Genomic DNA, 12,568 nt, shown 5'->3' on the forward strand with positions numbered 1-12,568 from the left:
CTTATAGAGGCAGTCTTATGGCTGCCCCGCGAACTCAGCTGTTTACAGCCTTATCCTTTTTCGTCGTCTTCTCAGCATCCCCATCGGCGGCGATGCGCTTGGCTTCGGTTTCAGACTCTTCATCCGCAGAGCCATCCGTCTCGTCCTTCATGTTCTTCTTAAAGGTTTTCAAACCTTTACCGAAGTCGCCCATGAGGCTGGAGATTTTGCCTTTACCGCCAAAAAGCAGCAATACGACAGCCAAAACGATGACCCAGTGCCACCAAGAACCGATACCCATAAATTCTACCCCTGTGGTCTCTTTGCCGTCTGTATAGACAGATACGACACGTGTTTCACGGTTCAATCAAAGCCCAATATCACAGCGTGATAGGACCCTGATCTCGCTTGTCCCCGCTATGTAGCGCCTTCCGAGGGAAAAACAAAGACCTGACTGCGATCCAAATGAACAGATTGCAATTCGCCTTCCTTCGGAAGATACCGGCCGGGCATACGCGCATGTAAATGAACCGCCTGATCGCTGGTTTCGCAAGTGCATAAATGAATTAAACTGGTCCGACCCAGCATTCGCGACGCCAAAACCTTTACCCGCGCTGGGGCGTCGGACGATACAGGCGATAAATTCAAGGCTTCGGGGCGGATCACGACTTCAACTGCCGCCCCCTCTTTCAAGCCACCTGATGGAAAACTGCCAAGGGGCGTTGCCGCCTGCCCTTCTGCAACAGTCCCCGCAATCTTGTTCACATCGCCAAAAAACCCTGCAACAAAGCCATTTTTAGGCTTTAAGTACAAAGTATCTGGCGTTCCTTCCTGTTCTAACCGCCCATCACGCATCACGACGATCCGGTCCGCCATATGCATCGCTTCTTCCGCATCATGGGTGACCATCAGGACCGCCGCGCCTGATTCTTTCAGGATATGCAGGGTACGATCCCGCACAGATTCCCGCAAACGCGCATCCAGGCCGGAAAAAGGCTCATCCATCAAAATCCCATGCGGTTCCGGGGCCAGCGCACGCGCCAGGGCGACCCGCTGTTGTTGCCCACCGGACAATTCATGGGGATAAGCCGCCGCATAGTCGGTCATGCCAACCTGTTTCAGAACGGCCGCAACTCGATCTTTGGCCTTAGCCTTATCCGTCAGGCCAAAGCCAATATTCTCGGCAATCGACATATGAGGAAACAGGGCGTAATCCTGGAAAACCAAACCCAGATTGCGGTTTTCCGGCGCGACCATTTTCCCCTTCTGAGAAACCGGGACGCCATCCAGCAAGACATGGCCCGCCGTCACCGGTTCCAGACCTGCGGCAATTCGAAGCGCCGTTGTCTTGCCACAACCAGAAGGCCCCAACAGGCACACAACCTCACCCGGATGCACCTTCAGGTTCAACCCCAGAACAGAAGGCGTGTCGCCATAAGAATGACTGACATCCCGCAATTCAATAACGGGGGGCAAAGAGTGTTTACTGTCATGCATAGAGATCATTGATCCAATCTATTGAGAACCAATCGCAGGTTCAAGACCGACTAAGCCGTGCATATCCATTTATGGTTCCTTATCAGTCGTCCAGGGCGATATGCTCATCTTCCTCAACGGCGTCAAAGGCTTCGTCGTTTTCCAGAAAGGCCGTGCGCTCGTCATCTTCTTCGTCCTGCGCCTCGTCATCTGTGTCTGTACCCTGCATTGCAATCGCCCCCAGATTGGGTCGGCTGTCCAACAGGCCTGCCGCCTTCAATTCTTCGACGCCGGGCAAATCATCCAGGCTTTCCAGGCTAAAATCCGCCAGGAAGCGCTCTGTCGTGCCCCATGTCACCGGCTTTCCAGGCGCGCGCCGGCGCCCTCTTGGGCGTATCCAGGCAGCTTCCAGCAAGGCATCCATTGATCCTTTGGACAGGGCGACACCACGGACTTCTTCAACTTCAGCCCGGGTAACGGGCTGATGATAGGCAATGATGGCCAGAGTTTCGATCGCGGCACGGGACAATTTGCGGGGTACTTCACGCTCCACCGTCATGTGAGACGCCAAGTCGCTTGCCGTGCGGAAGCACCACCCCTTCCCCACCTTCACCAGGTTCACGCCGCGCGCCGAATACATGCCTTCCAGCTCTTCCAGAAGGCTTGCCAGGTCCACGCCTTCCGGCAAGCGTTCTAACAGGGCGGCATCTTGAACAGGCTCAGCGGCAGCAAACAGCATGGCCTCTAGCAAACGTAATTGCTGAAATCGATCCATCTCTAACAGTCCCAATCTATGCAGAGCGTTAGCGCTCAGTCTTCCTTATCTTCAAACAAGTCCATGTCGTCCGGGTCCAGCGGGTCTTCATCCGCTGCCAAGGCGTGCGGATCAGGCTGCTGCAAATCTGCGCCCGGTTTCGCACGCATATAGATCGTGCCAAAAGTGCCGGTCTGGCGTATTTCCACCAACCCCTCTTTCGACAATTCCAGGCTGGCCGCAAAGGTGGAAGCCATAGCGGACCGACGCAGCAGCGGGTCGTCGCTGTCATAGGGAATAAACCGTTCCAATGTCTGCCAATCGGGCATTTCGCCCAGGATGGCGCGCAATCGACGGGCCGCCTGTTCCATCGAAACCAGACGCGTTGGCATGATCCGCAATTCACTGCCAATATCCTGTTTTCGGCGGATATCCCCATAGGCCCGCAGCAGATCCAGTAGATTGGCATCATAAATTGCGCGATTGGCAATCCTCAGCCGCTCTGGCATGCCACGGGCAAAGAACTCCTGTCCCAGGCGCGGGCGATCAAACAGAATCTTGGAAACGCCCTGCATCGCTTCCAGCCGCTGCAACTGAAAAGCCAAACGCGCAGCAAGCTCAGCCGGGTTTTCCTCTTCCGATTCATCGGCAGGCGGCGGCAGCAGCAATTTGGATTTCAGATAGGCCAGCCAGGCCGCCATCACCAGATAATCTGCCGCAAGTTCCAGCCGTAACTCTCTGGCTTTATTTATGAATTCTAAATATTGCTCGGCCAGTGCCAGAATCGAAATCTTTGCCAGATCAACCTTCTGATCGCGCGCCAGGGTCAACAGCAGGTCAATGGGCCCTTCGAATCCATCCAGATCCAGAACAAGATTGTTCACGGTAATCAGGCCCGCAGCAGGGGCGGTATCTTCCTGAAACTCTGATCTGGGATCTGATCCGGTATCCGACACGGTTCCGTCCTTAATTGACTGACATAGTGATGTGCCGGATGACACCGCCTTTGGCAAGAATGGCTATATCAAAAGCGTCTTGAGTTCCGCCAAGGCGGCGTCTGCATCAAAGTCAGGCTCCACCTGGCGCAGGCTTGCCGCCCTGGCCCAGCGGCGTTGCGCCTCTGGCGACATCGGGCCGGTCGCAGCCATGACAGCCTGCATTTCCTGCGGATCGCCATTGCAATGAAGCACGAGGTCACAGCCCGCTTCCAGGGTGGTTCTGGCGCGGTCTTCAAAACTGCCGCCCAAGGCCTTCATGGACAGATCATCGGTCATCAGCAAGCCATCGAATAGCAGGGCTTCGCGAATGAAGGCGATCCCGATTTTGGATTGCGTGACGGGACGATCCGGGTCCAGCGCATCGAAAACGATATGCGCCGTCATCCCCAATGGTATCTCAGGAAGCTTCATGAAAGGCACGAAATCCGTGTTCTTCAGCACCTCTAACGGCGCATCAACACGGGGGAGATCATGATGGCTGTCGGCCATTGCACGCCCATGGCCCGGCAAATGCTTAGAAACCGGCAGAACACCGCCCGCCAGCAATCCCTTTACCGCGATGCGACCACAGGCCGCAACAAGGGCTGGATCGGTCGAGAAGGCACGATCCCCGATCACATCATGAGCCCCCGGTATCGGGACATCCAGACAGGGCACGCAATCCACATCAATGCCTAAATCCACCAGATCCCGGGCAATCAGGCGATAATTCAACCAAATCGCCCGCAGGCCATCGGTAATATCGCGATCATACAGGTCGCCCAATTGCCGCGCCGTGGGGGCGTGTCGCCAATGGGGTGGTTTCAGGCGTTGAACCCGGCCGCCTTCCTGATCAATCAGGATCGGCGCATCGTCCCGACCAACACTGGCACGCAATTCCTTCACCAGGGTGCGTACCTGATCCGGGGTATCGATATTTCGGGCAAATAGAATGAACCCCAAAGGGTTTGTCTGTGCAAAAAACGCCGATTCCTGAGGTGACAGTGTCAAACCCTGGCAGCCAAGCAGGGCAGCAGACGGCACAGTGGGGCTCATAATGGTGATCCCACTCTAACTGCCGGGCGCAACGGGAATACAGGCCAACTTCTTGGCCTTCATTTCGGCGCATAGCGCTTTTGCAGCATCGCCATTGGCTAAAGGCCCGCCACGAATCCGGTAGTAGGTGGTGCCATTCACTGTTGCTTCCTGAATTTGCACCGCCAAATTGCCCAACAGATCCGGATTGGCGGATTGCTTCTTGGTCCATTCCGCGCGGGCGTCCGCTTCGCTGCGCAAGGCTGCGATTTGAATCCGCCAGCCATTTCCGGCGCTGGAGGGGGCCGTCGTTGTTGCAGCAGGTGTAGCAGCCGTCGTTGAGGCCGGAGCGGCTTCCTGAGCTGCCGGTTTAGGGGGCGCCGGTGGTTCCGGCTGAACCGGCGCAGCGGCGACCTGCTCTGTCTCTGAGCCGACCGTCGGTGGCGGAGCCGTTGGCTGTGCCAAGACTGCATCTGGCGCAGGCACTGGTGCGCGCGTCGCGGACGCATCAGAGCCTGTTGTTGTCGATGGGGCGGAAGGCTCTGTCGGTGCCGCGGGAGCCTTATTGGGCGTTCCCGCAGGCGCATTCTGCAAGATATCGACAGGCGGGCTGCGTGGTTCCTCTGGCGGGGGCAGAATACGCTCTACAGACGCCGTTTCCTGATCCCCGGAGACGCGATCATAGATTCCCAGTTCCGTCCCTGCGATTTCACGCCCGCCCGGATTTAAAGGGGGTTCTTTTGCCGTTCCCTCAGGCATCAACAAGGGGGCGGCAGTCTCACTGCCTTCCCTAACGCCTTGAGAATAGGCATACCAGATGATGCCGCCCAGGGTCAGCAGAGAGACAACCCCCACCGCGATGGGCAACAGGCGCAAACCGGATTTTTTCCGATCCGCCCCCGGCTCATCGCCGAGTTCCCCAAGTTCACGATCCAGTTCGTCATATTCCGTGGCAATCATGCGCAGTGCGCTCCATTGACTATGACGCGGGCAAAACCCACGCAGTTATGAGCCGCTTTACCTCAGCACTCAGCTTAGAATGTGGGGACGATGGGCCCTAATTCAATTCATTGCGCGGCTCAACGCCGAACACAGACAAGCCAGATGCGATCACGATTCTAACCGCCATGACCAGTGCCAATCGCGCCTGGGTGACTTCTGGTTCTTCCGGGTGAATGACGCGCAGCGCCGTGTCTTCCCGCCCCTGCGTCCACCACCCGTGGAAGGTTGAGGCCAGGTCATACAGGTAATAGGCAATGCGATGGGGCTCTTCGGCTTCGGCAGCAGAGTCCACAACACGCGGCCATTCCGCCATCAACCGCAACAACTGCTCCTCCGCCGGGCCGGACAGAACGGTCAGATCAGCCGCCATCAGTGCCGCATCGCTGACATCCAGATCAGGCATTTGCTCGTCTGCCATGCGAAACACCGAATGGGTCCGGGCATGGGCGTATTGAACATAGAACACCATATTGTCGCGGGATTGTTCCTTAACCGCGGTCAGGTCAAAATCCAGCGGGGCGTCTGGCTTGCGGGTCAACAGATAGAACCGCACCACATCCTTGCCCACGGCCACTTCCAGGTCGCGCAGGGTGACGAAGTTCCCTGCCCGCTTGGACATCTTCATGGGTTCGCCCTTATCCAGCAGGCGGACCATTTGGCATAGCTTGATCGTCAGCGTTGCCTCGCCCTGGGACGCGGCCTGAACTGCGGCCTGCATCCGTTTGACGTATCCGCCGTGATCGGCCCCCCAGACATTGATCTGGCGCTTGAAGCCCCGCAGATATTTATCGCGGTGATAGGCGATATCGGATGCAAAATAGGTCCAACTGCCGTCTGATTTTTGCAGGGGCCGGTCCACATCATCGCCAAACTGGGTTGACCGGAACAGGGTCTGTTCCCGAGGTTCCCAATCGTCCAGCTTCTGGCCTTTCGGTGGTTCCAGAACACCGCGATAGACCATGTCCTTTTCCTTCAAATAGGAAAGGACGCTGTCGACTTTACCGCTTTGGATGATGTCGCGTTCCGATGTGAACTCATCCTGTACGATCCCCATGACAGCCAGATCCGCCTTGATCAGCTCCAGCATCTTTTCCACCGCCACCAGGCGTATGGGATCCAACCATTCTGATACCGGCACCGGCTTGACCGCGCCATCTGCACCGCGCGTGATCAGGCTTTCGCCAAACTTATCCAGCACCGCTTGCGCTGCAGGAATCAGATACTCACCGCGATATTCCAATTCCCGATCCGAGGCACCCATTTCAACCGTAAAGGCCTTGATTGCGGCCTCATCGGTAATCGCATAGGCCTTGGGGTCCAGCAGTTCCAGATAGCGCCAGTAAACCGCCCAGCCCAGGCTGTCGATCTGTGATCCTGCATCATTGACCCAATATTCCTTGCAGACGTCATAGCCTGCCTTCAACAACAGACCAGACAGGGCATCGCCTACGACCGCGCCCCGCGCATGGCCAATATGCAGCGGCCCTGTCGGATTGGCCGATACATATTCAACATTGACCTTTGTCCCAGTTCCCATGTCGCTGTCGCCATAGGCGGTATTGAGGCGCAAAATTCCCCGCAACACGTCGAACCAGACAGACTCTTTCAAACGCATATTGATAAAGCCGGGACCGGCGATCTCAGCGGTTGCGATCAGGTCACTGTCCGGCAGGGCCTTTGACAGGATATCCGCCAGATCGCGGGGCTTCATGCCTGCCTGCTTGCACAGCACCATGGCGGCATTTGTCGCCATATCGCCGTGGGCGCGGTCCTTTGGCGATTCAACGGTCACACGCGACAGGTCCAATCCGTCCGGCAAAATGCCTTTCGCGACCAATGTTTCCAATATGCGGACCAGATCGGTCTTAACGTCCCGAAATATATTCATGATATCGCTCTTTGTGTTTTGGCGTGCTGGCCCCAGCCGGGGCGGATCATTCGGTGTGAAAGATTCGTCGGTGCAGACGTTTGGCAAAACGATCCGTCATGCCCGCAATATAATCGGCAACGATCCGCTCCCAACTTTCATTCACCGCGCGGGGATACGCCGTCAGCCACGACATGTCCAGCGCATCGCGCACTTCCAGGAAATACGTAAACAGGTCCCGCACGATCTGGGCACCCGCCTTGCGTTCTGCATTCACGCTGGGGGACCGATACATATGTTCGAAAAGGAACGTTTTCAGGGCCCGCTCATTTTCCTTCATCGGCTCGGTGAACCGCACCATCGCTTCCCCGCAATTGCGCAGATCTTCTGCCGATACCGGCGCAATCCGCGCCAGTCTGCGTGTGGTGCAAGCCAGGGTATCGTCAATCATGTCACCGATTAAGCGCCGCACAGCTTCCGAGATGACATCGGATTCGGGCGCATCCGGCTCATCCTTGCGAACCTTGGTGAAAACCTCCGCAACATGGGGAACGGAATCGCACAAGGCCTCTATGGTAAACAGGCCTGCGCGCAGGCCATCATCCATATCATGGTGATTATAGGCGATATCATCGGAAATCGCGGCGATTTGCGCCTCGACCCCCGCATGAGTGTAGATTTCCAAGTCAAATTGGGCGTTGAACCAGGCCAGGGTACTGGGCAAAGGCGATTTGGTCACAGGACCGTTATGCTTCACCACGCCTTCCAGGGTTTCCCAACTAAGGTTCAACCCATCAAATTTGGGATAGCGCTGTTCCAGCAATACCAGAACCCGAAGGGCCTGATCATTGTGGTCAAAACCGCCATAGCCCGCCATGACAGCGTCCAGCGCGTCTTCCCCCGCGTGACCAAAGGGTGTGTGGCCCAGATCATGGGCCAGAGCAATCGCTTCTGTCAGATCCTCATCCGCGCGCAGAACCCGCGCAATCGACCGCGCGATTTGAGACACTTCCAATGAATGGGTCAGGCGCGTGCGAACATGGTCCCCTTCCGGCGAAATGAAAACCTGGGTCTTATGCTGTAACCGCCGAAAGGCCGTGCAGTGAATAATCCGGTCGCGATCCCGCTGAAACGGCGTGCGGGTCCGGGACGCTTCCTCCGTCACCAACCGGCCGCGGGTAGCTTCATAATCCGTCGCATAAGGCGCTCTTAACACAATCACGTCTGCACCCTCCTTGGGCGACATTGTAGGATCTATCGGGATGGTCTATTCCGAGTCCGTCGATTGACAAAACACTGTGACCACTTACCTATGAGAAGTGCCTAGCAATGTGCTAGTGTATCGGAATTGGCAACCAGTTTAGGACTTAAAAGTGATGTCTGACCCTTTCGCAATCGAAACCGATGAAGCCACACGGCATCTCAGCCTGTCAGATTCCGCTGTTGCGCGCCTGAACCGTTTGATCAAACAGGAAGGCAAGCCGGACCTGATGTTGCGGGTCACTGTATCGGGCGGCGGCTGTTCCGGTTATCAATATGGCTTTGATTTCGACACCGAATCCGGCGCCGACGATCTGGTGTTTGAACGCGATGGCGTGCGCGTTGTCACCGATACGGTATCAATGGACCTGTTGGCGGGGTCCGAACTGGATTATGTCGATGATCTGGTCGGGGCCTATTTCAAGGTCAACAATCCCAACGCCTCCTCCTCCTGTGGCTGTGGAACGTCTTTTTCCGTCTGATTGAACCAGTCGCGGGGACAGCGTATGAGCGGCCTTCGCGAACAACAGAAACAGGATCGGGAATCACGTCTGCTGCATGCAGCAGCGCACTGCTTCCGGTCCGCTGGCTATGGCAATGCCACAATCGAAGACATCGCCAGACAGGCCGGTCTTTCCCCCGGAACCGTCTATAATTATTACGGGCATAAAGGGGAAATGCTGATCGCCCTGGTCGCAATGGAAGTAAACGATGTTCTGAAAGCAGGCGAATCCTTTGTCAGGAACCCTTCCCTCGATGTGCTGGAATCGGTTGATGGGTTGATCGGCCTTTTTCTGGAAAAATCACTTATCTATCTGGACAAGGAAAGCTGGCGACACGCCATCGCCGCCTCTATCGAACAACCAGAAGCGGTTTTTGCCAGCCACTATACCGATCTGGACGCCAGACTGGCCGATCAGATCAGTCGTATGCTGATGACCTTGCAACGACTGGAACGCATCCACCCGAAAATAGACCCGCAAGTATTCGGTCGCATGCTGTTTAACAACATGAACAATCAATTTATCGAATTTGTGAAGGATACGCCGCGCGAACTGGAACAGTTGCGCGCCGATCTGCGCTATCAACATACAGCCTTGTGCCGGTTGATAGAAATCGGGTGACGCCCCTCTCCCGTGCTGGAGTCGATCACATCGGGATCAGGGCCGCAGCGGCGCGTCGTCCCTCGATCATCAGGACATTGAATGTGCGACAGGCGGCCCCCGTCTTCATGATATCCATGGAAAGCCCTGCATTCCGAATGGTATCGCGCAAGGCTGAGGGGATCATCTCCATCCGCTCCCCTGTCCCCAACAGCAGAACCTCAATAGGGGGCGATTCCTGCTGAACCAGTGACAACGCATCCAGGGAGACATCGGCCGCCCTGGTCAAGGACCAAGGCACCACATGGGTCGGAAACACGATCACAGGCCCCTGATAGGCGATACCGCGCACTTGAAATCGGCCCGGACCATAAGAATCGATCAGCATCCGGTTTTCGGGAACTGCTGGGGTGATATCCATTCGGCCGCCCCTTCCTGACGCAATCAATTAGGTGAAGAGGCTGACTTTATGCCTGTTCTGCCTTTGCCTCTTCCGATGTACCAACATCATCTCCACGATGCGGTTCCAGCACTAACAGCAACGGCACGGCGATACAAATCGACGAATAGGTCCCGATTGTAATCCCCCAGATCAGCGCGATGGAGAAGTCACGGATAACCCCGCCCCCGAACACCGCCAGCGCAGCCAGCGCCAGCAATGTCGTCAAGGCTGTCATCGTGGTGCGCGACAAGGTGCTATTGATGGCGATATTGAACAAATCCGGAAGCGACATCGTCTTGTATTTGCGAAGGAATTCACGCACACGGTCAAAAATAACCACGGTATCATTGATCGAATACCCAGCAATCGTCAAAAGCGCCGCCACGGTTGCCAGATTAAACTCCAGCTGCAGCAATGCGAACAGGCCAATCGTGGTGATCACATCATGCAACAGCGCCACAACGGCGCAGATCCCGAACTGCCATTCGAATCGCAGCCAGATATACAACATGATTGCCCCGATGGAGAAACAGATGGCATAGATTGCCGCCTTCTGCAGTTCCGCCCCGACCGTCGGTCCGACGACTTCGGTCCGGCGATATTCCTTTTCGCCGTTTGCGTCGACAGAAACCATGGAATCAATGGCATCTTTTGCCTTTTGCAGGGCAGCCTGTTGCGCCACATCATCACCGGGTTGGCGTTGAATGCGGATCAACAGATCGTCCGGCGCGCCAAACTCCTGAATCTGAACATCTCCCAGACCCAGGCTGCCCAGTGCTTCCCGGAAGTCAACAACGCCCTTGCCTTGCTCTGTCTTGACCTCCAACAGCGTGCCACCGACAAAATCAATCCCAAGGTTCAAGCCACGGGACATGAATAACCCGATAGACGTCGCAATAAGCAGGACAGAGAAGATATAGGCCAATCTGCGCCGACCAATGAAGTTGATTTTCGTATTGTCTGGAATCAATCGTAACAGCATGGATCAGGCCTCCTCAGCCACGGCCTTGGCGGCAATTGGCAATGTCGTCGGTTTTTTCGCTCGTGCATACCGTACGATAAGATAGCGCGTAACCATGATCGCCGTGAACATAGAGGTCACAATGCCGATCGCCAGGGTAATCGCAAACCCCCGAATGGGGCCCGATCCAAAGGCAAACAGCAGAACCGCCGCGATCAGGGTTGTCAGGTTTGAATCGACAATGGTGACAAAGGCACGCTCAAACCCGGCCTCAATGGAATTCAGGACGCCGCGACCATTTGCGGCTTCCTCCCGAATGCGTTCAAAAATCAGCACATTCGCATCAACTGCCATACCGACCGTCAATGCAATCCCGGCGATCCCCGGCAGAGTCAGTGTTGCGCTGAGCGCAGACAACACGCCAATAATCATGATCAAGTTTAATACCAGGGCGATATTGGCAAAGACACCAAACCGGCCATAGGTCACGAACATGAAGACCACCACCAGCACAAATCCAACCACGCTGGCCAATTCGCCGGCTTCAATCGAATCCTGTCCCAGCCCCGGCCCAACCGTGCGTTCTTCAATTGTATCCATCTGCGCTGGCAATGCCCCTGCCCGCAGCAGCAGGGATGTTTCCTGGGCCTCTTCCAGACTGAAGTTCCCGGTGATGATGCCACTGCCGCCGAGGATCGGGCTTTGGATACGCGGCGCGCTGACGACCTTGCCATCCAGAACGGCCGCCAGGAAGCCGCCGACATTTTCCTGTGTCACCCGCCCAAAGCGCTGTGCGCCAATCGAATCGAAGGTGAAGGAAACCACGGGACGACCATCCTGAAACGTCGCCTGGGCATTGGTCAGATTCTCACCGGAAACAAATGCCTGGCGGGATACCAGATACTGTCGCAGCGGCTCACCCGAAGCTGATTCCTCAATCGATGGCATCAATTGATAGCCAGACGGCGCGCGTCCCGATTGAATGGCTTGCGCCTGTTGTTCAAAATCAACCAGATGGAAGGTCAAACGCGCCTGGGCATTCAGAATTGATTTCAATTCATTGGTATCAGCCAGACCTGGCACCTGTATCAGAATGCGATCCAGGCCCTGGCGTTGGATTGTCGGCTCCGTCAGGCCCAGCGCGTTCACACGGCGTGTCACGACCTCTAAGGACTGCGCCATTGTGCGCTGATTGATTGCCAGAACTTCAGTTTCCGGCAGCACCAAACTAAACCGCGTATCGCCTGTTCGGACCACATCATAGCCGGGAGCCGCATCGTCAATCGCTTCCAGCGTTGCATCCCCGTCCGCTGCGTCGCGAATGGTGAACGAAACACTAAGGCCGCTATTATCGACATTAAAGCTGCTGGCGCGCACCCGCTTTTCGCGCAACAGGACCCGCAGCGCATCGGCTGTGGAATTCAGACGTTCGTGGATTACATCATCGGTTCGGACCTGAACCAACAGATGCGCTCCCCCCCGCAGATCCAGCCCAAGGCTCAGCGACTTGCCTGGGGCCCAGGTTGGATAATCCTCCCAGGGGGACCAGGGGCCCGTCACGTTTGGGGCGGCATAAAGCACACCCAATAAGGCGATCACCGCGATCAGGCCCTTTTTCCACGCAGGAAATTGCAGCATACGAACCGTCCGTTACGTCTGAAGTCCAAAAAGGTTAAGGATAAGACCCTCGCAAGAGCCTTATCCCCCCTTAA

13 protein-coding genes are annotated in these 12,568 nt (G+C 56.2%); 2 read left to right on the top strand and 11 right to left on the bottom strand.

Features of this window, described 5'->3' with window-relative positions:
• Positions 1 to 34: 34 nt before the first annotated feature.
• From ACOSDM_RS09115 to ACOSDM_RS09150, 8 genes are all read right to left on the bottom strand, one after another.
• Complete coding sequence (locus ACOSDM_RS09115; protein ID WP_420724599.1) at positions 35 to 280, bottom strand: twin-arginine translocase TatA/TatE family subunit; 246 nt, start codon at positions 278 to 280, stop codon at positions 35 to 37.
• A gap of 116 nt (positions 281 to 396) precedes the next feature.
• Positions 397 to 1,476 (bottom strand): ABC transporter ATP-binding protein, encoded by a 1,080-nt coding sequence (locus ACOSDM_RS09120; protein WP_420724200.1) that lies wholly within the window; start codon positions 1,474 to 1,476, stop codon positions 397 to 399.
• Between the two features lie 82 nt (positions 1,477 to 1,558).
• A complete protein-coding gene (gene scpB / locus ACOSDM_RS09125) occupies positions 1,559 to 2,230 on the bottom strand; it encodes an SMC-Scp complex subunit ScpB (RefSeq protein WP_420724201.1) in 672 nt (223 codons plus the stop codon).
• Positions 2,231 to 2,265: 35 nt separating this feature from the next.
• Positions 2,266 to 3,165: a segregation and condensation protein A gene (locus ACOSDM_RS09130; protein ID WP_420724202.1), complete on the bottom strand. Its 900-nt coding sequence runs from the start codon at positions 3,163 to 3,165 to the stop codon at positions 2,266 to 2,268.
• A 63-nt stretch (positions 3,166 to 3,228) separates the two neighbouring features.
• The gene (gene nagZ, locus ACOSDM_RS09135; RefSeq protein WP_420724203.1) at positions 3,229 to 4,242 is read right to left on the bottom strand and encodes a beta-N-acetylhexosaminidase; all 1,014 of its coding nucleotides are present in this window, start codon (positions 4,240 to 4,242) and stop codon (positions 3,229 to 3,231) included.
• A gap of 15 nt (positions 4,243 to 4,257) precedes the next feature.
• On the bottom strand, positions 4,258 to 5,181 hold the full coding sequence (locus ACOSDM_RS09140) for an SPOR domain-containing protein (RefSeq protein ID WP_420724204.1): 924 nt from the start codon (positions 5,179 to 5,181) through the stop codon (positions 4,258 to 4,260).
• Between the two features lie 97 nt (positions 5,182 to 5,278).
• The gene (gene argS, locus ACOSDM_RS09145; RefSeq protein WP_420724205.1) at positions 5,279 to 7,111 is read right to left on the bottom strand and encodes an arginine--tRNA ligase; all 1,833 of its coding nucleotides are present in this window, start codon (positions 7,109 to 7,111) and stop codon (positions 5,279 to 5,281) included.
• Between the two features lie 46 nt (positions 7,112 to 7,157).
• Positions 7,158 to 8,312, bottom strand: a complete 1,155-nt coding sequence (locus ACOSDM_RS09150) for a deoxyguanosinetriphosphate triphosphohydrolase (protein WP_420724206.1) — start codon at positions 8,310 to 8,312, stop codon at positions 7,158 to 7,160.
• Between the two features lie 154 nt (positions 8,313 to 8,466).
• Here ACOSDM_RS09150 and erpA point away from each other — a divergent pair, with 154 nt between their 5' ends.
• Positions 8,467 to 8,832, top strand: coding sequence for an iron-sulfur cluster insertion protein ErpA (gene erpA / locus ACOSDM_RS09155; protein WP_420724207.1), 366 nt, complete (start codon positions 8,467 to 8,469; stop codon positions 8,830 to 8,832).
• A gap of 24 nt (positions 8,833 to 8,856) precedes the next feature.
• Complete coding sequence (locus tag ACOSDM_RS09160; protein ID WP_420724208.1) at positions 8,857 to 9,474, top strand: TetR/AcrR family transcriptional regulator; 618 nt, start codon at positions 8,857 to 8,859, stop codon at positions 9,472 to 9,474.
• 25 nt (positions 9,475 to 9,499) lie between these two features.
• Here ACOSDM_RS09160 and ACOSDM_RS09165 read toward each other — a convergent pair whose 3' ends face one another.
• Genes ACOSDM_RS09165 through secD form a run of 3 tightly spaced genes read right to left on the bottom strand, consistent with a single transcriptional unit; the run spans position 9,500 to position 12,494 of the window.
• Positions 9,500 to 9,874, bottom strand: coding sequence for an Mth938-like domain-containing protein (locus ACOSDM_RS09165; protein WP_420724209.1), 375 nt, complete (start codon positions 9,872 to 9,874; stop codon positions 9,500 to 9,502).
• A gap of 46 nt (positions 9,875 to 9,920) precedes the next feature.
• The gene (gene secF, locus ACOSDM_RS09170; RefSeq protein WP_420724210.1) at positions 9,921 to 10,877 is read right to left on the bottom strand and encodes a protein translocase subunit SecF; all 957 of its coding nucleotides are present in this window, start codon (positions 10,875 to 10,877) and stop codon (positions 9,921 to 9,923) included.
• 3 nt (positions 10,878 to 10,880) lie between these two features.
• The gene (gene secD, locus ACOSDM_RS09175) at positions 10,881 to 12,494 is read right to left on the bottom strand and encodes a protein translocase subunit SecD (protein WP_420724211.1); all 1,614 of its coding nucleotides are present in this window, start codon (positions 12,492 to 12,494) and stop codon (positions 10,881 to 10,883) included.
• Positions 12,495 to 12,568 lie beyond the last annotated feature (74 nt).

The sequence above is a fragment of the Hwanghaeella sp. LZ110 genome (genome assembly GCF_048892525.1).
Lineage (GTDB): Bacteria > Pseudomonadota > Alphaproteobacteria > UBA8366 > Aestuariispiraceae > Pacificispira.